This is a genomic window from Actinomycetospora flava (genome assembly GCF_037400335.1).
Classification (GTDB): Bacteria; Actinomycetota; Actinomycetes; order Mycobacteriales; family Pseudonocardiaceae; genus Actinomycetospora; species Actinomycetospora flava.
The window spans coordinates 291,953-311,730 of record NZ_JBBEGM010000004.1 but is presented as its reverse complement, the minus strand read 5'-3'; the positions used below and the strand labels follow the sequence as shown (position 1 = coordinate 311,730).

At 72.8% G+C, this 19,778-nt stretch carries 16 protein-coding genes; 13 read left to right on the top strand and 3 right to left on the bottom strand.

All coding sequences use genetic code 11. The features are described from left to right. Window positions 1-37: 37 nt before the first annotated feature. The 4 genes from WCD58_RS13250 to WCD58_RS13235 are packed head-to-tail and all read left to right on the top strand — an operon-like array spanning window position 38 to window position 3,083. The gene (locus tag WCD58_RS13250; RefSeq protein ID WP_337703506.1) at window positions 38-850 is read left to right on the top strand and encodes an SDR family NAD(P)-dependent oxidoreductase; all 813 of its coding nucleotides are present in this window, start codon (window positions 38-40) and stop codon (window positions 848-850) included. Window positions 851-861: 11 nt separating this feature from the next. Next, window positions 862-2,244: a phenylacetate--CoA ligase family protein gene (locus tag WCD58_RS13245; RefSeq protein WP_337703505.1), complete on the top strand. Its 1,383-nt coding sequence runs from the start codon at window positions 862-864 to the stop codon at window positions 2,242-2,244. Window positions 2,245-2,271: 27 nt separating this feature from the next. Further along, window positions 2,272-2,583, top strand: coding sequence for a hypothetical protein (locus WCD58_RS13240; RefSeq protein ID WP_337703504.1), 312 nt, complete (start codon window positions 2,272-2,274; stop codon window positions 2,581-2,583). Next, window positions 2,580-3,083 carry a flavin reductase family protein gene (locus WCD58_RS13235; protein ID WP_337703503.1) on the top strand — a complete coding sequence of 168 codons (504 nt, stop codon included), beginning with the start codon at window positions 2,580-2,582 and terminating at the stop codon, window positions 3,081-3,083. Before WCD58_RS13240 ends, WCD58_RS13235 begins: the two co-directional genes overlap by 4 nt. On the opposite strand, the gene WCD58_RS13230 is transcribed toward WCD58_RS13235, so the two are convergent. Beyond that, the gene (locus WCD58_RS13230) at window positions 3,080-3,919 is read right to left on the bottom strand and encodes a class I SAM-dependent methyltransferase (RefSeq protein WP_337703502.1); all 840 of its coding nucleotides are present in this window, start codon (window positions 3,917-3,919) and stop codon (window positions 3,080-3,082) included. The two genes, WCD58_RS13235 and WCD58_RS13230, sit on opposite strands and share 4 nt — an antisense overlap. A 162-nt stretch (window positions 3,920-4,081) precedes the next feature. On the opposite strand from WCD58_RS13230, the gene WCD58_RS13225 reads away from it, so the two are divergent. Together WCD58_RS13225 and WCD58_RS13220 are read left to right on the top strand one after the other, a co-directional pair. Continuing rightward, the gene (locus WCD58_RS13225) at window positions 4,082-4,744 is read left to right on the top strand and encodes an NADPH-dependent F420 reductase (protein WP_337703501.1); all 663 of its coding nucleotides are present in this window, start codon (window positions 4,082-4,084) and stop codon (window positions 4,742-4,744) included. Window positions 4,745-4,864: 120 nt separating this feature from the next. After that, window positions 4,865-5,890, top strand: coding sequence for a 6-phosphofructokinase (locus WCD58_RS13220; protein WP_337703500.1), 1,026 nt, complete (start codon window positions 4,865-4,867; stop codon window positions 5,888-5,890). Between the two features lie 94 nt (window positions 5,891-5,984). Here the strand turns inward: WCD58_RS13220 and WCD58_RS13215 are convergent, their stop codons facing one another. Further along, entirely contained in the window at window positions 5,985-8,111 is a 2,127-nt protein-coding gene (locus WCD58_RS13215; RefSeq protein ID WP_337703499.1) for a DEAD/DEAH box helicase, read from the bottom strand. Window positions 8,112-8,400: 289 nt separating this feature from the next. Here WCD58_RS13215 and WCD58_RS13210 point away from each other — a divergent pair, with 289 nt between their 5' ends. From WCD58_RS13210 to WCD58_RS13185, 7 genes are all read left to right on the top strand, one after another. After that, window positions 8,401-9,156, top strand: a complete 756-nt coding sequence (locus WCD58_RS13210; RefSeq protein WP_337703498.1) for an ABC transporter transmembrane domain-containing protein — start codon at window positions 8,401-8,403, stop codon at window positions 9,154-9,156. Next, window positions 9,057-10,301 carry an ABC transporter ATP-binding protein gene (locus WCD58_RS13205; RefSeq protein WP_337703497.1) on the top strand — a complete coding sequence of 415 codons (1,245 nt, stop codon included), beginning with the start codon at window positions 9,057-9,059 and terminating at the stop codon, window positions 10,299-10,301. The genes WCD58_RS13210 and WCD58_RS13205 overlap by 100 nt, the downstream gene beginning before the upstream one ends. 25 nt (window positions 10,302-10,326) lie before the next feature. Then, window positions 10,327-10,392, top strand: coding sequence for a putative leader peptide (locus WCD58_RS33640; RefSeq protein WP_373696223.1), 66 nt, complete (start codon window positions 10,327-10,329; stop codon window positions 10,390-10,392). Between the two features lie 74 nt (window positions 10,393-10,466). Next, window positions 10,467-11,657 (top strand): acyl-CoA dehydrogenase family protein, encoded by a 1,191-nt coding sequence (locus WCD58_RS13200; RefSeq protein ID WP_337703496.1) that lies wholly within the window; start codon window positions 10,467-10,469, stop codon window positions 11,655-11,657. A gap of 77 nt (window positions 11,658-11,734) precedes the next feature. Further along, a complete protein-coding gene (locus WCD58_RS13195; RefSeq protein ID WP_337703495.1) occupies window positions 11,735-12,523 on the top strand; it encodes a methyltransferase domain-containing protein in 789 nt (262 codons plus the stop codon). A gap of 98 nt (window positions 12,524-12,621) precedes the next feature. Then, on the top strand, window positions 12,622-13,980 hold the full coding sequence (locus WCD58_RS13190) for an APC family permease (protein WP_337703494.1): 1,359 nt from the start codon (window positions 12,622-12,624) through the stop codon (window positions 13,978-13,980). A 705-nt stretch (window positions 13,981-14,685) separates the two neighbouring features. Beyond that, on the top strand, window positions 14,686-15,468 hold the full coding sequence (locus WCD58_RS13185) for a hypothetical protein (RefSeq protein WP_337703493.1): 783 nt from the start codon (window positions 14,686-14,688) through the stop codon (window positions 15,466-15,468). An 82-nt stretch (window positions 15,469-15,550) separates the two neighbouring features. Here WCD58_RS13185 and WCD58_RS13180 read toward each other — a convergent pair whose 3' ends face one another. Next, window positions 15,551-19,636, bottom strand: a complete 4,086-nt coding sequence (locus WCD58_RS13180; RefSeq protein WP_337703492.1) for an nSTAND1 domain-containing NTPase — start codon at window positions 19,634-19,636, stop codon at window positions 15,551-15,553. Window positions 19,637-19,778 lie beyond the last annotated feature (142 nt).

Genomic DNA, 19,778 nt, shown 5'->3' with positions numbered 1-19,778 from the left:
CGATCAGCACCGGCGATCACAGACCCGAAGGAGACCCATGGACCTCACCGGACAGACCGCCGTGGTCACCGGGGCCGGCAGCGGCATCGGCAAGGGCATCGCGAAGGCGCTGCTCGAGGGCGGCGCGAACGTGGTCGGGCTCGAGATCGAGCCGGCCAACATCAAGTCGGCGACCGACGAGCTCGACGGCGGCGCCCGTCTGGTCTGGTCGGAGGGGTCGGTGACGGTCGCCGCGGACGTCGAGGCCGCGTTCGACCTCGCCGAGAGCCGCTTCGGCACCGTCGACCACCTCGTCAACAACGCCGGCACAGCGTCGCTCTCGCTGGTGATCGACTGCAGCGAGGACGAGTGGGACCTCATCGTCGACACCTGCCTCAAGGGCACCTTCCTGTGCACCCGGGCCTACGCCCGCCGGGCCATCGCCGCCGGGAAGGGCGGGTCGGTCGTCAACATCTCCTCGCTCAACGCGATCGCGGCCACCGACGGCCTCGGGCACTACTGCGCCGCCAAGGCCGGCGTCATGAACTTCACCAAGGTCTGCGCGGGCGAGATGGGGCGCCACGGCATCCGCGTCAACGCGATCGGGCCGGGCACCGTCAACACCCCGCTCGGCGCCGGCTTCACGGTCGGGCAGATCGGCCAGGAGTTCCTCGACCGCACGCTGGTCGGGCCGCCGCGCCACCAGGAGCCCTCGGACATCGCCGACGTCGCGCTGTTCCTCATGTCGCCGACGGCGGGCCGGATCACCGGCCACTTCATCCCCGTCGACGGCGGCCAGCACGTGCGCGGCCTGCACTCCTACTGGGACGTCGCCGAGGCCCAGGGCATCGTCGCGCGGCCGGCCCGGTGACGGTGGAGGCCGTGACCACCGAGACGCAGGCGTCGACGACCCCGGACGCGCGCGGGTTCCCGCGCTTCTGGGACTCCGACCGGGAGACCCGCGACCCCGCGGAGCGCGACCGGATCATCCTCGAGCGGATGCAGCACCAGCTGCGCTACGCCTACGAGCAGCTCCCGTTCTACCGGCGCCACTACGACGCCCACGGCTTCCACCCCGACCAGGTGCGGTCGATCGAGGACTTCACCACGAAGGTCCCGGTGATCACCAAGAAGATGCTGATCGCCGACCAGCGCGAGCACCCGCCGTTCGGCAGCTACACGCCGCCGTTCGCGCCGGGGCAGATCGCCCGCGTCCACGGGTCGTCGGGGACCTCGGGGACGCCGACGATGTACGCGGTCTCGCACGGCGACTGGCGGCGCGCCGCGGACGTGCACGCGATGGCCCAGTGGTGCGCGGGGATCCGGCCCGACGACCTCGTGCAGGTCGGCTTCCCGTTCGGCCTGTTCTTCGGCGGCTGGGGTGTCGTGCAGGGCGCCGAGCGCATCGGCGCCACGGTCTTCCCGCTCGGGGTGACCGACTCCGAGCGGCACCTGCAGCTGATCACCTCGCTGGGCTCGACGGTCTTCAGCGCGACGCCGTCCTACTGCATCCACCTGCTCTCGGTGGCCGAGCGCCTCGGCATCGACCTGGCCGCGAGCACCGTGCGCCGCATCCTCGTGGGCGGGGAGCCCGGCGGCAGCCTCCCGGGCACACGCAAGATCATCGAGGAGGGCTGGGGCGCGATCGCCAGCGACGCCGGCTCCACCTCGGAGATGTACCCGTTCCAGACGAGCGTCGGGTGCGAGGCCGGCACCGGTACCCACCTGATCACCGACGAGGTGTTCACCGAGGTCGCCGCCGCCGACGACCTCAACGTCCCCGTCCCCGCGGGCGAGCGCGGCGCGGTCGTCTACACCCACCTCTGGCGCGAGTCCCAGCCGATGATCCGGTTCGCGCCCGGGGACGAGACGTACATGGCCACCGACCCGTGCCCGTGCGGGCGCACCTACCCGCGGCTGCCGGAGGGCATCCTCGGGCGGCTCGACGACATGCTCGTCATCCGCGGCGCGAACGTCTTCCCCAGCGCCGTGGAGACCGGCCTGCGCACCGTGCCCGAGCTCGGGCCCGAGTTCCGGATCCTGGTGAGCAAGGTCGGCGCGCTCGACGAGATGACGGTCGAGGCCGAGCTGACGCCGCGGGCGGCGAGCGAGGTGGCCGACCGCGACGAGCTGGTCGGGCGCATCGAGGACGCGCTGCGCCGCAGCGTCCACATCCGCGTCCCGGTGGCGCTGCTCGAGCCCGGGACCCTGCCCGAGACCACGTTCAAGGCCCGCCGCGTCGTCGACCAGCGACCGAAGAACTGATCAGCACTGACACCGAGGAGCCGATCCGTGATCGTCCAGCTGTCCGCAGGCTCGGCCACCGTGGCCGAGCCCGACGACTGCACCCGCCTGCACGTGGCGACGTCGCTGCCCGCCGACGCCGTCGGCGAGGCGCTGCTCGGATCGGGCATCGGCCGGCTCGAGGCCGGGGACGCGCTCCTCGACCTCGAGACCCTCCGCGACCGCGCCCGGGCGGGCGCGCAGGAGCCGGACTGGGACGAGAAGTGGGCGAAGATGATCGACTACGCCAGGACGAAGGGGTGGGTGACGGCCGACGACGCGGCCGTCCGGGCCCACGTGGAGTACGGGGCGTCATCGTGACCACGACGGAGAAGGTGCGCGTGCCGCTGGCGAGCGACGACCTGCGCCAGGTCTACGGGCGTTTCCCGACGGGCGTGGTCGCGGTGTGCGCGGAGGTGGACGGCGCGCCGGTCGGCCTCGCGGTGAGCACGTTCGTCCCCGTGTCGCTCGACCCGCCGCTGGTCAGCGTCTGTGTCCGCACCGCGTCGACCACCTGGCCGCTCCTGCGGCGCGCCCCGCGGCTCGGGATCAGCGTCCTCGGGTCGCACCACGAGGGCGTGGCCCGCGCGCTGGCCGGGCCCGCCGAGCACCGCTTCCGCGACGTCGCCACCGAGGTGCGCGACGACGCCGCGCTGTTCGTCACCGAGGCGCCCCTGGCGCTGACCGTCAGCGTCGTCGACGACGTCGTCGCCGGCGACCACCTCATCGTCGTGTGCCGCGTCAACGAGGTGCTCGTCGACGACGGCCACGGCCCGCTGGTGTTCCACCGCAGCGCGCTGCGCCCTCTCGTCGCTGCCTAGGAACGCTCGAACTCCCACAGGAGCAGGCCGGGCAGGCCGACGTAGGCGGCCCGGTTCGCGTCCGGGACGACCTCGGCGGTGGGGGTGGCGACGGCCTCGACGGTCAGGCGCGGTTCCTCGTAGTGGCGCACGGCGAGCCCGGCGTCGAGGGCGGCGGTGACGTAGTCCGAGGGCACGTGGTGGTGCAGTCGCATGAAGCCGCGGCCGTGGTCGGTCGGGAACTGCGCCTGCCAGCCCAGCATCACCAGAAACGGGTGGACGTCGCTGATGACGACCCGCCCGCCGGGGCGGACGACGCGGGCGAGCTCGCCGATCGCGACGGCCGGGTCGGCGACGTGCACGAGGGCGAGGGCGCAGACGGCGGCGTCGACGGACGCGTCGGGCAGCGGCAGGGCGGAGAGGTCGCCGAGCTCGAAGCGGGCGTCGGGGAGCTTGGCGCGCGCGAGGTCGAGCATGGCGGGGGACTGGTCGACGCCGGTGACGGAGTGGCCCCGCCCGGCGAGGTAGGCCGCCCAGCGGCCGGTGCCGCAGGCGGCGTCGAGGACCTCGCCGGCGGGCAGCGGATCGAGCAGGCGGCGCAGGGGCGGCTCCTCGAGGCCGAACAGCCGCAGCGGACGGTCGTAGGTGGCGGCCCACTGCGCGTAGCCGTCGGTCAGGTCGAGCTCGGCGCCGAGGGTTCCGGCGGGCGGGTCGCCGGTGAGCAGCGCCCGCGTCTCGGTGAGGCGCGCGGCGCGGGCGCCGGCCGCGTCGGCGCCCTCGGCGTACAGCGTCCGGAGCAGCGCGAGACCCTCGACGCCGACCGTGAGCTCCTCGAGCGTCGGGCCCGGTTCGGTCATCGTGCGGACGCTAGTGCGGAAGCAGCCGATGCAGCCAGGACGCCGGGTCCGCGACTCGCGAGGTCGGGGAGCCCGTGCCCCGGACCCGTGTCCTCGGGACACGGGTCGCGCGTCGTCGGCCGGCCCGCGGAATGCCGCCCGGCGCGCCGCGGTTCCCCGCTCATGAGGATCGGCATCATCGGTGCAGGCAAGATCGGTGGAACGTTGACGCGGCGGCTGGCCGCGCTGGGGCACGAGGTCCGTGTCGCGAACTCCCGTGACCCCGAGACCCTGGCCGAGCTCGCCGCGGAGACCGGAGCGACGGCCGTGTGGGCGTCCGAGGCCGCGGCGGACGCGGACGTGGTGATCGTCAGCATCCCGCAGAAGAACACCCCCGACCTCGCGGCCGGGATCGTGGCGTCGGCGAAGCCGGACGCCCCGGTCATCGAGACGAACAACTACTACCCGCAGCAGCGGGACGGCCGCATCGGCGCGCTCGAGGACGGCACGGCGGAGAGCGTGTGGGTGTCCGAGCACCTCGGCGCGCCGGTCTATAAGGCGTTCAACGGGATCAACTGGAAGCACCTCCTGGAGCGCGGCAAGCCCCGGGGTGAGGCCGGCCGCATCGCCCTCCCGGTCGCGGGCCCCGACGGTCCCGCGAAGGAGACCGTGTTCGCGCTCATCGACGAGCTGGGCTTCGACCCCGTCGACGCCGGCCCGCTCGAGGAGTCGTGGCGCCAGCAGCCGGGCTCGCCGGTGTACGGCGCGGACCTCGACGCCGACGGCGTCCGTCAGGCGCTCGCCGCGGCCTCGCCGGACCGCCCGGACGGCTTCCGCGCGGCCTGACCGGGCAGAGGGCGCACCCCGGTCGGACGATCCGGGGTGCGCCCCGGCAGTCACTCCCGCCAGTGACCTGCGTCATGATTCTCCCGGACCTTCTGGATCGATGACGGGAGCGCGGGCGACATGCGCGTGGGTGTGCTGACCGGCGGCGGCGACTGCCCCGGTCTCAATGCGGTCATCCGGGCGATCGTCCGGCGCGGTGTGCCCGAGTACGGCTTCGAGTTCCTGGGGTTCCGCGACGGCTGGCGCGGGCCGCTGGAGGCCGAGACCCGGACGCTGGACATCCCGGCGGTGCGCGGGCTCCTGCCGCGCGGGGGCACGATCCTCGGCTCGTCGCGGACCAACCCGTTCGCGATCGAGGACGGCGTCGGGCGCATCCGCAAGAACCTCCAGTCCCTCGGCGTCGACGCGCTCGTGGCGATCGGCGGGGAGGACACCCTCGGCGTCGCGAGCGAGCTGCACGAGAAGGGCGTCAAGGTCATCGGGGTGCCGAAGACGATCGACAACGACCTCTCGGGCACCGACTACACGTTCGGCTTCGACACCGCGGTGGGGATCGCGACCGAGGCGATCGACCGGCTGCACACCACCGCCGAGTCGCACCACCGCGCGCTGATCGTCGAGGTCATGGGCCGGCACGCGGGGTGGATCGCGCTGCACTCCGGCATGGCCGGCGGCGCGAACGCGATCCTCATCCCCGAGGTCCAGTTCGACATCCAGCAGGTCTGCTCCTGGGTGGAGAGCCGCTTCCGGCTCGACTACGCGCCGATCATCGTCGTGTCCGAGGGCGCGATGCCCCAGGGCGGCGAGAACGTGCTGCTCGCCGGCGGCACCGACGAGTTCGGCCACGCGCGCCTCGGCGGCATCGGCGACTGGCTGGCCCGCGAGATCGAGACGCGCACCGGTAAGGAGGCGCGCACGACGGTGCTCGGGCACGTCCAGCGCGGCGGCACGCCCAGCGCGCGCGACCGTTGGCTCGCGACCCGCTTCGGGCTGCACGCCGTCGACGCCGTCGCGGCGGGGCAGTGGGGGCACATGACCGCGCTGCGTGGCACCGACATCACGATGGTGCCGCTGCGCGAGGCGACCGAGCAGCTCAAGCTCGTCGACCCGTCCCTCTACGCCGAGGCCGCCGTCTTCTTCGGCTGACCAGTCGGTCCATGGCCCGCTCCACGGGGTGACATGGACCCGTCTGCTCGGACCGCGCCCCCGCCTCCAGTCTTCGGGGACGTCAACGCCCTGCTCAGGACGTCTGCAGCGCCTCCGTGAGCAGCGCGACGAGCGCCGCGTGCTGCGCGTCGGCCGACGACCCGAGCTCCTCGTCGGCCCCGTCCAGGGCGACGGCGGCGAGGTTGGCCTTCTCGCCGAGCAGGTCCGCGATCCGGGCGTCGATCGTCTGCGCGGCGAGGATGCGCCACGCGGTGACCGGCTCGGTCTGGCCGATGCGGTGGCAGCGGTCGATCGCCTGGGTCTGCTCCGCGGCGGTCCACGGCAGCTCGGCGAGCACGATGTTCGACGCGACCTGGAGGTTGATGCCGACCCCGGCCGCGGTCAGCGAGCAGACCGCGACGGAGACGTCCGGGTCCTCGACGAAGGCGTCGATGTTGCGCTGGCGGACGTTCGGGGTCTGGTCGCCGCGGATCGACGAGTACCGGACACCCTGCTTGGCGAACGTCTCCTCGGCGGCGTCCATGACGTCGACGTGCTTGGCGAAGAAGACGACCTTGCCGGCGCTGCGGGCGAGCTGGGCGGCGTAGTCGGCGGCGAGCGCCGCCTTCGCCTGCCCGATGCGGCGCATCATGCTGAACACGTTGTCGCCGCTCGAGGCGTTGGTCGCGTCCTTCTGCTCCCAGGTGGCGACGCGGGCGACGAGGTCGTTGTCGATCCCCTCGACGTCGCCGGCGCCCCGGGCGGCGAGGGCGTCGCGGTAGCGCGACACCATCCGCTGCGCCAGGTCCCGCTCGGCCGCGCGGATGGAGCGCCCGGTCGGGCCGTCGAGCTCGACGGGCAGGTCGGCGATGCGGCGCGCCGGGATGTCGGCGGCCACGTCGACCTTGCGGCGGCGCACGATGCCCCGGTCGACGACGCACTGGCGCGCGGCGGGGTAGAAGCCGCGGTCGGCGGGCGTCAGGCCCGTCTCGGTCAGCGAGTCCATCAGGGCACCGACCGGCTTCTTCACGTCGATCCAGCCGAGGAACTCCCAGATGGCCAGGAAGTCCTCGATGTCGTTGATCAGCGGCGTGCCGGTCAGCGCCATGAGCAGCGGGTCGCCCGTGAACGACCGGATCTTCTCGGCGAGCGAGAGCACGTGCTGCGAGCGCTGCGAGGTCTTGTTCTTGATGAAGTGCGCCTCGTCGACGACCATCCCGCGGAAGCCGAAGTCGCGCAGCCACCCGATGTGCCGGTCGAGCACCTCGTAGTTGACGACGACGACGTCGGCGAACCCGTCGACGTTGTCGCCGTCGCCCTGGATCGCGGTGGCCTTGCGGCGCGTCGACCACAGCCCGGCCTCGCGCACCCAGTTCGTCTTGACGACGTTGGGGGCGACGACGAGCAGGGGATAGGCCTTGGCCGCCTCGGCCGCGAGCAGCGCCTGGGCGGTCTTGCCCAGGCCGGGCTCGTCGGCGAGCAGGAAGGTGCGGTGACCCTCCGCGGCCGCGGCGACGACGCCCGCCTGGTGGGGCATGAGCTCCTTGCCGCCGGCGACCTTCCGGGACCCGGGCGGCGGCAGCGCCATGGTGGCCGCGCCGTCGCCGGCGCGCTCGAACGCGCGCAGCAGCGGATCGAGGAGCTCCCAGCCGTCGAGGCGCGTCGGGCGGTGCGCGGCGGGCCGGGCGGCCGAGAAGTCGGGGGCGAGGAACGGGTTGGCCATCTGGCGGGAGACGACCGACTGGGGCACGACGCCCTGCTTCGCGGGTGCCGGCGGAGCCTCCTCCTCGGCGGGCGGCTCCTCCTCGCGCGGCGGAGTGATGCCCGCGCGGCGCATCATGTCGCGCTCGAGCGAGCGGGCCTCGTCGGAGACGACGGCGTCCTCGCCGAGCAGCGCCAGGAGCGACTGGTCGCGCACGGCGGTCTTCGCGAGCGACGTCGCGATCTCGTCGAGCTTCTTGAGGCGCTCGCCGCGGCGGGCCTCGGCGAGGTCCTCGTTCGCCCGCACGCGGGCGCGCTCGTCGCGCAGCAGCAGCGCGACGGCCTGGAACTTGGTGCGGGTCGCGGCGGTCGGGCGACCCTTCTTCAGGGCGGCGCCGATCTCGTCGACGGCGCGCGTGAGCACCGAGATGACGTCCTCGCGGCGGCGTCCGCGACGCTGCTGACCGCGCCCCGGGGCGCCACGTCGGCCCCCGGGCTGGGGCTGGCCTCGACGAGCCATGTACCTCCTCCGGCACGCCCGGCGCTCTGCCGGGCACGGTCGTCCGGGTGACGGAGTCACAGGGGAGGGGCTCCTCCACCCTGCGAGGTGGAACACGGGATCAGCGCAGATCGATACCGCGTGTTCCGGAGTGCGCCGCGCGTGCGGTGTATGACGTACCCGAACTCGACGCCCATGGTACTCCGTGCCGCCGGGAGCGCGACGCGACGCGCCGTGTCCGCCTCGCCGTGCGCCGTCCGCTGGAGGAGCCTGGGCGGGCCGGGGCCGTGTGGACGAGGGGACAGCGCCGATGGTCGTCACGGAGGAGGAGGCCGCGACGCCGCGCCTGGGCCGCCGGGTGGTCGCGCTCTTCGCGCCGTACCGGGGACGCCTCGCCCTGATCGCCCTGGCGATCCTGGTGACCGCCGGGCTCGGGATCGCCAACCCGTTCCTCACCCAGGCCGTGTTCGACGACGCCCTGTTCGCCCCCGGCGGGCCGCAGCTGGGCCTGCTCGCCGTCCTCGTCGCGGCGATGGTGGTGATCGCGCTGGTCTCGGGCCTGATCGGGGTCGGCCAGACCTACCTGACGACCGTGCTCGGCAACCGCGTCATGCAGGGGCTGCGCGACCGGCTCTTCGCCCACCTGCAGCGCATGCACCTGGGCTTCTTCACCTCGACGAAGACCGGCGTGATCCAGTCGCGGCTCGACAACGACGTCGCCGGGGTGCAGTCGGTGGTCACCGAGACGGCGTCGTCGATCCTCGGCAACGTCGTGACGGTGGTGGCCTCGGTCGCGGCGATGCTCGCGCTGTCCTGGCAGCTGTCGCTGGTGGCCTTCGTGCTCATGCCGGTCTTCATCGTGCTGCAGATCCGGGTGGGGCGGGTCCGCCGGCGGGTGGCCGCGAACACCCAGGCGTCGTTGTCGGACATGTCGGCGATCACCCAGGAGTCGCTGTCGGTGTCGGGGTGCTGCTGGCCAAGGTGTTCGGCCGCCAGGAGCACGAGGTCGAGCGCTACCGGTCCGAGAACGCGCGCCAGACCGACCTGCAGGTCCGCCAGACGATGACCGGCCAGTCGTTCTTCGCCGTGGTGCAGGCCTTCTTCGCCATCACCCCGGCCGCGGTGTACCTGGTGGCCGGGTACGTCGGCACCGGGACGGGCGGCGCGCTGCTCTCGGCGGGCACCCTGGTCGCGTTCACGACCCTGCAGAGCCGGCTGCTCTTCCCCGCCGTGCAGCTGCTGCGGGTCTCGCTCGACGTGCAGACGTCCCTGGCCCTGTTCCAGCGCATCTTCGCCTACCTCGACCTCGTCCCGGCGATCACCGATCCGCCCGGGGCGCGCCGGCTCGACAAGGACCGGGCGCAGGGGTCGGTCGAGTTCCGGGAGGTCTGGTTCCACTACCCGGCGTCGGAGGAGGACGAGGTCGAGAAGGTCGAGCGGGACACCACCTGGGCCCTGCAGGACCTCTCGCTGCGCATCGAGCCCGGCCGGCTGGCCGCGGTGGTCGGGCCGAGCGGCGCGGGGAAGACGAGCCTGTCGTACCTGGTCCCGCGCCTCTACGACGTCGACCGCGGCGCCGTGTGCCTCGACGGGGTCGACGTCCGGGAGCTGGCGCTGTCGTCGCTGGCCGACGTGGTCGGCATGGTCACCCAGGACACCTACCTCTTCCACGCCACGATCGCCGAGAACCTGCGCTACGCCGCGCCCGAGGCGACCGACGCCGAGCTGGAGGCGGCCGCCCGCGCGGCCAACATCCACGACCGGATCGTCGGCTTCGACGGGGGCTACGACACGGTGGTCGGGGAGCGGGGCTACCGGCTCTCGGGCGGCGAGAAGCAGCGCCTGGCGATCGCCCGGGTGATCCTCGCCGATCCCCGCGTGCTGATCCTCGACGAGGCGACCTCGGCGCTCGACACCGTGAGCGAACGCCTCGTGCAGCACGCCCTCGAGTCGGTCATGTCGGGGCGGACCACGATCGCGATCGCCCACCGGCTCTCGACGGTCCTCGCCGCCGACGTCATCTTCGCCCTGGACGGCGGCCGCCTGGTCGAGTACGGCACCCACGAGGAGCTGCTGGCCCGCGGCGGGCTCTACGCGAAGCTCTACGCCGAGCAGTTCGGCGCCGGCCAGGTCGAGGCCCGCTGCGCCGACGGCATCCGCTTCCGCGACGGTGACGTGCTGCGCCAGGAGCCGCAGACGGATGTCGCGTAGCGACGGGCCGGGTTAGGGTCGGCGCATGCTGCTGACCACCCGGGATCACATCGATCTCGCGCGCGTGTCGTCGGCCCTCTGTCGTCGCTGAGCTGCTTCCTCGCGCCCCTCCCGCCGGTCCGCTGAACGCGGTCGCGGCGTGCCCTTCTGCGAATGGACATCTCCGTGACCGCGACCGCGTCCGCCACCTTCACCGACGACCAGCTCGACGAGATCTTCACGCCCGTGTACGCCCGCATCGCCGAGGGCGCGGTCCGGCGCGAGCAGGACCGCTCGCTGGCCCACGACGAGGTCGCCGCGCTCAAGGAGGCCCGGTTCGGGGCGCTCCGGGTGCCGGTCGAGCTCGGCGGCTACGGCGCCTCGGTGCGCCAGCTGTTCCGCCAGCTCGTCCTGCTGGCGGCCGCGGAGTCGAACCTGCCGCAGGCGCTGCGCGTGCACTGGTGGTTCGTCGAGGAGCAGCTGCTCGCGCAGGACGGGCCCGAGCGCCAGCGCTGGCTGCGCGCGGCCGCCGACGGCGTACTCGTCGGCAACGCCATCTCCGAGCCGGGGGTCGGCGCGATCGACCGGTACAGCACCGCGCTGACACCCGACCTGCGCCTGACGGGCACCAAGTACTACAGCACCGGCAGCCTCTACGCCGACCACATCGTCGTCGCCGCCGACCGTGACGGCGAGCGGGTCGCGGTCCTCGTGGACGCCGACGCCGACGGCGTCACCCAGCACGACGACTGGGACGGGTTCGGCCAGCGCCTGACCGCCAGCGGGACCACCGAGTTCAGCGACGTGTCGGTGCCCGCCGACCGGGTCCTCGGCCCCGGCTACGGCACGCCGGGCCGGACGTACGGGACGTCGTACCTGCAGCTGGTGCAGCTCTCGGTGCTCGCCGGGATCGCCCAGCGGGCCACCGACGACGTCGCCGGCTGGGTGCGCGACCGCACCCGCACCTTCACCCACGCCCCCGCGGACCTCCCGCGCCACGACCCGCTCGTCCAGCAGGTCATCGGGCGGCTGTCGTCCACCGCCTACGCGGCGCGCACGCTCGTCCTGGACATCGCCGACCAGCTCGACCACCTGCTCGCGACCGACAGCGCCGACGCCGACCTGCTCGACCGCGTCGAGCTCGACGTCGCCCGCGCCCAGGCCGTCGTGATCCCGACCGTCCTCGACGCCACCACCCAGCTGTTCGAGGTGGGCGGCGCGTCGATCACCTCGGAGAAGCTGCGCCTGGACCGTCACTGGCGCAACGCCCGCACGATCTCGGTGCACAACCCGCTGATCTACAAGCTGCGCACCGTCGGCGACTTCGTCCTCAACGGTGCCGACCTGCCCTACGCGTGGAGCGCCGGACGCCGCTGAGCCTTCGGCCGAACGGGCGGCGCCGGGGTCGGGACGCGTCCCTATCGTGTCCCCTCCCGGGAGAGGGAGGACGCCGGATGGCGCTGCTGCAGTTCGGCGACGAGGGCGCGCGGCGCATCGAGCGCGTCTACGCGACGCCCGACGTCGTCCGCCAGCGGGAGCAGGTCCTCGAGCTCCTGCAGCCCGCGGTGGGCGAGGAGATCCTCGACGTCGGCTCCGGGCCGGGGTTCCTGTTGCGGTCGATCGCCGAGGCCGTCGGGCCGGCGGGCTCGGCGCGCGGGCTGGAGCCGAGCGCGGCGATGAACGCCATGGCGCAGGCCCGCTGCGCCGACGTGGCGTGGGTCGGGCTCGACGAGGGGAACGCCGAGGCGCTGCCGTACTCCGCGGCGTCGTTCGACGCGGTGGTGTCGACGCAGGTCTACGAGTACGTCGCCGACGTCCTCGGCGCCCTGGTCGAGGTCCGGCGCGTGCTGCGGCCCGGCGGGCGCGTCGTCGTCCTCGACACCGACTGGGACTCGGTGGTCTGGCACGCCACCGACCGCGAGCGGCACCGGCGGGTCATGGCGGCGTGGGAGGAGCACCTGGTCGACGCGCGCCTGCCCCGCACGCTGCCGGGGCTCCTGGAGCGCGCGGGGTTCCGCGTCGTCGAGCGCCGCCTGATCCCGGTGTTCAACCCGGTCTACGACGAGGACACCTACAGCGCCGGGACGATCGACACCATCGGCGCCTTCGTCACGGGCCGGCACGGCCTCACCGACGACGACGTCGCGCGGTGGGCCGCGGACCTGCGCTCGCGGGGCACCGACTACCTGTTCAGCCTCAACCGCTACTGCTTCGTCGCGACGGCGACGGGGGAGCCGCCGTGATCCCGTGAGCGGTTGCGCCCGCGTTGCCTGCGTTGAGTGCGTGTTTCGGATACCGGGCTCGCCCGGCGAATCGGGCACGTGTGACAGACCATTTCTGCATGGCGGGAACCGGGCAGGCGACCGAGCCGGCAGGACAGGACACCAAGCTGGCGCGCAACGTCGGCACCGTGTTGCTGTTCTTCTTCATCGTCGGCGACACGCTCGGCGCGGGGATCTACACCCTCGTCGGCACCATGGCCGAGGACGTCGGCGGCATGCTGTGGCTGCCGCTGGTGATCGCGCTGGTCGTGGCGCTGCTGACCGCGGGCACCTACGCCGAGATGATCTCGAAGTACCCGCACGCCGGGGGCGCGGCGCGGTACGCGGAACGGGCGTACAAGACACCGTTCCTGACCTTCATCGTCGGGTTCTTCATGCTCTCGTCCGGCATCGTGACCGCCGCGCTGCTGGCGAACGCGTTCGCCGGCGACTACTTCACGACGCTCGTCGACGTGCCCGCCGCGCCGGTCACCGTGATCTTCCTGCTGATCCTCATCGGCATCAACCTGCGCGGTGTCCGGGAGTCCCTGGCCGCGAACACCGTCGCGACGATCATCGAGACCAGCGGCCTGGTGATGGTGATCGTGGTGGCCGCCATCGTCTTCGGCAGCGGCGGAGGCGACGCCGCGCGCATCCTCACGCCCTCGCCGGATCAGCCGATCCTCGTCGGCGCCTTCGCGGCCTCGGTGGTCGCGTTCTTCTCGTTCCTCGGGTTCGAGGCGGCGGCCAACATGGCCGAGGAGGTCAAGGAGCCGAGCCGCGCCTACCCGCGGGCGCTGTTCGGGGCCATCACCACCGCCGGCGTCATCTACCTGCTCATCGCGCTCAGCTCCGCGATCGTCGTCGACCCGAACGTCATGGCGGAGTCCACCGGCCCGCTGCTCGAGGTGATCACCGCCTCCGGGCTGCCGATCCCCGCGTGGCTGTTCTCCCTCATCGCGCTCGTGGCCATCGCCAACGGCGCGCTGCTGTTCATGGTGATGGCGAGCCGCGCGACCTACGGACTGGCCGAGGTCGGCCTGCTGCCCTCGATCTTCGGCAGCGTCGCCCCGACCCGCCGGACGCCGTGGGTCGCGATCCTCGCCGTGGGCGCGGCGACGATCGGGATGAGCTTCGTCGGCAACATCGGCACCCTCGCCGACACCACGGTGCTCCTGCTGCTGTTCGTGTTCATCTCGACGAACGTCTCGTGCCTGGTGCTCAAGAAGGACCGGGTGGACCACGAGCACTTCCGCGTGCCGACCGTCGTACCGGTGCTCGCGATCGTCGCCAGCATCGTGCTGCTCACCCAGCAGTCGCTCGAGATCTGGCTGCTCGGCGCCGCCTTCGTCGTGGTGGGGACGATCCTGTTCGTCCTCGCCCGGATCGGGAGGCGCCGGTACGAGCAGGGGCCGCACGAGACGACGCTGACGTTCTGACGGATTCTCAGGCGACTCACTTCGAGTCGTCGGCGTTGTTCGAGTCCGGACGAATTCTGTCGACGGCGCGTAACTGATCGTATTCTCTTCGATCGTCACTCAATCGGCGCTCTCGGGTCCGAGTGGCACACGGCCCCGGACGCCACAAGCATTAACCACTCTGATCGGAAATGGTCCGATGCGGTGGGAATCCACCACGGAAGCGGGCGTCCACTCTACGATCCGTCGAGGTCGCTGGTTGGGGGTCTCATGCGCACCAGCATCGAGTACGAGGTCGGAGGGGCGACGCCGAGGAATGATCGGCGAGTTCCCGATTTGTCGCGGCTGAGGGCTGGCCGCCCGGCGCCTTCGATTCTCGTCCCGCTCGTGCTGTTGCTGTTCCTCGCCGCCTGTGCGGGTTCGGAAGCCGCTGACCAAGGACGATTGCCATCGGGAGAGCACAGCTCCGTCATCCATGGCGGGCCGCTCCATCCGGGGAGTGCCCAGAGCGGCGGTACTCCGGCCAGCGATACTCCCGGCAGCGGTGATCCCGGAGTCGCGTCGTCGGGGGCCCCGTCGAGTTCGTCCTCCGGTGGTGCAGGCGGCCCTGCGGGTCCACCGGAGCCGAGCCCTCCAGGTACCACGGGTTCAGCGGGTGGGCCGGGTGCCTCCGGTCCGCCCGGAAGCGCTGACGTTCCGGGATCGGGAAACGGCGCCCGCGACCCGTTGACTCTGCCCCGCAGAGCGCCTGCGTACAACCAGGCCTACGACAAACTGAATGGTGCGGGCACGTTCGACGAGGCAGTCGACGCCGTCCTGAGCGCCTGTAGCTTGGGGGAGGGTCAAGAAGAGCCCGATCCCTGCACGCCGTGCAGCAACGACGACACCTGCGCGCAGGGTGCCATCGATCTGCTGCTCTTCTGCACCATCACCGAACATCCGGTGCCTCCCAGTGACGGCACCAGTACGGTATGGGATTCCTCGACCGGTAATTGGCTCGACCGTTGGCCACCGACCTTGCTTGTCCTCGGGTCCGAATTCCGCAATGTCAGCTCGCCGGGAGGGGACTCGCGCATCAGGGCGATGGTCCGGGCGTCGAAGAAGTTGAACAATCAGGGCGAGACACGGGTGCTTGCCACGATGATCCGTGCCGGGGCCACTCGCGACCAGTTGTCGGCTGCCGGGGTGTCACTGTCGGAGTTCGAGCTGGCCAAGGCGAAGGCGGAAGAGTTCGCCGCGGCGGCGGCCTCCGCAGACGCAGACGGTGCGTCGCGCGTGGACCCCGCGGCCGGCGCGGTCGCTGATCCTGCAGCAGGCGCCGGCTCCGGAACGACGACGGGCACCGGAGCAGACACATCGACCGGGACCGGGACGCCGAGAGAGACCGTCCCGGAACCCGTGCCCGAACCCGAGCCGGAACCCGAGCCGCAGCCGGAACCCGAGCCGGAACCCGAGCCGGAACCCGAGCCGGAACCCGAGCCGGAACCCGAACCCGGAGCCGACGGCTGATGCCGTCAGCGGACGAGGGAGCTGAATCGTTCGTCGCCCCGGCCCCGCCGTCCCGGAGCGCCACGTCTCCCTTGTCCGTGGCTCAGCGAGATTCAGCGTTCGAGGGGCAGGACTCCTCGTAGGCCAGGCCCGGGAGGACCGTGGTCCACTCCTCCGCGTCGAGACCTCGTTCGACGACCGCGCAGGCCCGGTCCGCGGCGTGGGCGCGGAGGTCGTCGAGCACCGAGATGTCCCAGAGCCGCACGGTCCAGTCGGTGCTCGCGGTGGCGAGCAGGGAGCGGTCCCGCGCGAACCCGAGCGTCGTGATCGCGGACCCTGCCGTCGGGACGGGCGGACCCAGGGCGCGGGGGCCGGCGGGGACCGACAGGTCCCACAACGTCACCGAACCCATCGCCCCGGCTCCGGCGAGCGTCGCGCCGTCGCCGGAGAAGCCGACGGTGTAGACGGCGCCGCCGTCGGTCGACGGCACCGGCGTCCGACGGGGAGCCCCGGGGTTCGATCGATCCCACACATCGACCTCGCCGTTCCATCCGCCGCTGGCCAGCGTTCCGTCGGGCGCGAACGCCACGGCGAACGCGGGGGCTCCTCCGGCGGTCAGCCCCGGTGGGATGGGCCGCGGTGGGCCGGGGGCCGAGACGTCCCAGTCCAGGATCGCGCCTTCGGCCCCGGCCGTGGCCAGCGTGCGCCCGTCGGCGGAGAACGCGACGGAGAACACCGGGCCGGTGTGCACGACGACGGGACCTCCCTCCGGCTCGGGGCGTGCCGGGTCCGAGACTCGCCACAACGAGAGGCCGCTGCCCTCGTGGGCGACGGCGAGCCGCCCGCCGTCGGGAGCGAAGGCGACGCCGTTGGCTGCGCCGTCGGCTGCGGGCACGACACCGATCGCCCGCGGTGGACCAGGTTCGCCGACCGCGACGAGCGCGACCGCGCCGTCGGCCAGCCCGGCCGCGAGGAGCCGCCCGTCGAGGGACGTCGCGAGGCTCCGGATCTCCGTGGGCATCGGGATCGGAGGACCGGAGGAGCGAGGGGCGGCCGGGTCGGCGACATCCCAGATTCGCACGGCGGAGTCCCGCCCACCGACGGCGATGGCATGGCCCGACGACTCGACGGCCATCGCACGGGCGGTCCCCGGACCCATGGAGGGCAGGGCGCCCAGGGCTCCCGGCCGGGGCGGCCCGTCGAGGTCCCAGAGCACCACGGTGCGGTCGGCCGAGCCCGAGCCCGAGGCCAGCGAGCGACCGGTCGGGGAGAAGGCCACCGAGTACACCTGGTCGGCGTGGGCTCGTAGCGGTTCGCCGATCCACGTCGGCCGTCCGAGATCGGCGGTGGACAGCAGGGACACCGCGTGATCGGCCCCGGCGGTCGCGAGCATCGTGCCGTCGGGAGAGAACGCCAGGTGGTAGGCCGGACCGGCGTGGACGCGCAGCACGGCCCCGAGCATCCGGCCGGAGCCGTCGGCCGCCCACGAGACGAGCTCCCCCGCCTGGTCGACGGCCGACACGCCGGCCCCGGAGGGCACGAACGCGACGGCCCACACGGCGTTGCTCGCACCGACCAGGGGCGCGCCGAGCGGAACCGGCCGGGCCGGGTCGGACACGTCCCACAGCCGCACCGTGCGGTCCTCGCCCGCGGTCGCGACGGTGCGGCCGTCCCGGGAGAAGGCGACGTCGAACACCTTCCCGGCGTGCCCGGTCGGCACCTCGGCCACCGTCGACGGACGGTTGACGTCGTGGACGTCGCGCAGGATCAGTCGTCCGTCGAACCCGACCGACGCGAGTGCACCTCCGTCCGGGGAGAACGCGACGGCGTGGGCCTCGGCGCTGTGCCCCGTCAGCGGGACGCCGAGCGGCCGCGGCGCCGTCCGGTCGGCCATGTCCCAGAGACCGACGGTGCCGTCCACCCCTGTGGTGGCCAGGGTGCGTCCGTCGGGAGAGAACGCCACGTCGTAGACGTAGCTCTGCTGGACGGCGATGGTGGTGAGGCGGGCCGGTCGCTGGGGGTCGGCGAGGTCCCACACCGTCGCGCCGCCGCTCATGTCGCCGGTCGCGAGCGTCGTCCCGTCCGGTGAGTAGGCCGTGGTCACGACGCCGTCGGCGTGGGGGAGGGTGCGGCTGTAGTGCGTGTGGCTCAGCGTGTCGACCAGGTTCGACGTGGCTGCCGGGCTCGGCGCGACCTGATTGGCGGCGAGGCCGAGGCGCAGGGCTGTCCGGGTGTCGGTCGGGCGGGCGGCGTCGGCCTGGGTGAGGAGCTGGCGTGCCACGGCTTGCCGTTGCGCGGCGGTCGCGGCGCGCGCGGCGAACAGGGCCACGACGCCCCCGACGAGCGCGAGGACCAGTAGCGCCGACAGCACGGCGACACCGCGCCGACGTCGTCGCCGGTCACGGACCACGCTCTCGAGCAGGAACTCGCGTGCATCAGGGTCCAGCTCGATGCGGTCGGTCTCGAGGTCGAGGCGGCGGCCGGAGCGGCTCCGGCGCGTCCGGGCGCCGAGGTCGGCGACGACGCCCGCCAGCTGCGTGCCCTCCCACAATCCACCCGTACCGCGACCGTGTGCCACCCAGTCGGCCGTCGCCTGGCGGACCGATCGGTGGGCCCGCAGCGCCGTGGACTCGGCGCGGATCGCCTCGTCGAGGGGACGCCAGGCCGTCAGGAACGCCTCGTGGGCGACCTCGACGGTCGCGTCGCCGGTGACGGGATCCCTATCGGTCGTCAGGAGGCGTTGCTCGAGGAACGCCTCCAACTCCCCGGCGGCGGGGGCGGACAGGTTGCGCCACGGCACACGCCAGCGCACCGGGCGTCCCTGCTCGTCGACGACCACGAGACGGAGGAGCTCCCGGATCACCGCGCGACGGTCGCGCCCGCCCGCCTGCTCGGCGTCCTCCAGCGCACGATCGGCGTGGCGCGTCAGCGCTCCGCGCACCCCGCCCATCTGCTCGTACCGGGTCAGGGTGAGCCGGGAGCCCCGGTAGGTTCCGTCGCTCGCGGCGCCGTCGGCGAGCTGTTCGAGGGTGTAGGCGAGCAGCGGGAGAGCGTCGCCGGTTCCCGTGTCGGTCACCAGCCGGTCGGCCAGACCGTCCTCGAGCGTCATGCCGACGAGCTGGGCCGGCCTCTCGACGGCGTCGACCAGGCTCTCTCGCCGCAACCGCGTGATGGTGTGGATCCGAGTGGGGAGGTCGGCGAGCTCGTCGCTCGAGAGCAGCGCGTCGAGGAACTCCGGCCGTAGCGTGGCGACGACCTGGAGTGGTCGACCCAGTGCCGGGATCACCATCCGGGCGAAGTCCGCGCGGGCTGCCGGGTCGGCCTGGGTGAGCACCTCTTCGAGCTGGTCGACGATCAGGAGCAGGCGGGTGCGACGCCGACCGGGCGCGGCGAGCAGGAGGTCGTTCGCGAGGTCGGACAAGCCCCCGTCGCGCACGAGGCGCCGGATGTCGGCGATCGATCGTCCCGGCTGTCCGAGCTTGCGGGTGGCTGCTTCGACCTCCAGCAGGACGGCGCCCACCGGATCGGGGCCGGGGCGACACGGTCTCACCGTCAGCGCGTCGGGCTCCCGCGCCACGGCGGGCTGCAGGCCGGCGCGGACCAGCGACGACTTGCCGCAGCCGGACGGACCGACGATCACGAGGACCTCGGTCGGGGATCGCGACACCGGGACGCGCAGGAGGGAGGTGAGCTCCCGGATCTCCGCGTCGCGTCCGAAGAACGCCCGGTGCCGGTCGGCGTCGAGTGGGTGGAGGCCGGGATAGGGCGACTTGTCGTCGGGCCATCCCGCCCCGCCTGCGATGTCGATCTCGCGCAGTTCGGCGTCAAGGCGCTCACGGGCGTCGGTCTCGCCCTTGCCGAGGTCGACCGCCTGCAGCGGAAGCAGGAGTTCGTGCCGGACGCCGGGCTCGGCGAGCACGGGAAGCAGCAGCGCGCCCTGGGACCGGGCGATGACCACCTCGGCCGTGCACCACGCGGACCGGCAGTAGGCCCTGGTCAGCACACAGACGACGGCGTCGGCCCAGCGCAGGCGGTTGTAGAGCCGCTCCTCCCACTCCTGCCCAGGGGTGATGCCGTCCTGCGGATTCTGATCGAGGAAGACGTCGTGGCCTGCGTCGACGAGCCATCGACGCACCCGCTCACTGAGGGCGGCGTCCGCGCTCGAGTGGCTGACGAAGACCTTGGCCACGTGCCGTCGCCCCCTCGAGTGCCCCGAGGAGGGCGTTCCCGACGACGCGTGCGCCCCCCGTCGGCACTGGTCGAAAGGCAGAATGCGAGCAGGCGCCACGGCCCGCGACCGCCGTCTGAATGACTTTGCGTGGTACTCGCAT

Excerpts from the sequence above, each read along its gene's own strand:
- WCD58_RS13210 (WP_337703498.1), top strand. The coding sequence starts at position 8,401 with ATGGTCGTCACGGAGGAGGAGGCCGCGACGCCGCGCCTGGGCCGCCGG.
- WCD58_RS13225 (WP_337703501.1), top strand. The coding sequence starts at position 4,082 with ATGAGGATCGGCATCATCGGTGCAGGCAAGATCGGTGGAACGTTGACG.
- WCD58_RS13215 (WP_337703499.1), bottom strand. The coding sequence starts at position 8,111 with ATGGCTCGTCGAGGCCAGCCCCAGCCCGGGGGCCGACGTGGCGCCCCG.
- WCD58_RS13220 (WP_337703500.1), top strand. The coding sequence starts at position 4,865 with ATGCGCGTGGGTGTGCTGACCGGCGGCGGCGACTGCCCCGGTCTCAAT.
- WCD58_RS13250 (WP_337703506.1), top strand. The coding sequence starts at position 38 with ATGGACCTCACCGGACAGACCGCCGTGGTCACCGGGGCCGGCAGCGGC.
- WCD58_RS13190 (WP_337703494.1), top strand. The coding sequence starts at position 12,622 with ATGGCGGGAACCGGGCAGGCGACCGAGCCGGCAGGACAGGACACCAAG.
- WCD58_RS13195 (WP_337703495.1), top strand. The coding sequence starts at position 11,735 with ATGGCGCTGCTGCAGTTCGGCGACGAGGGCGCGCGGCGCATCGAGCGC.
- WCD58_RS13230 (WP_337703502.1), bottom strand. The coding sequence starts at position 3,919 with ATGACCGAACCGGGCCCGACGCTCGAGGAGCTCACGGTCGGCGTCGAG.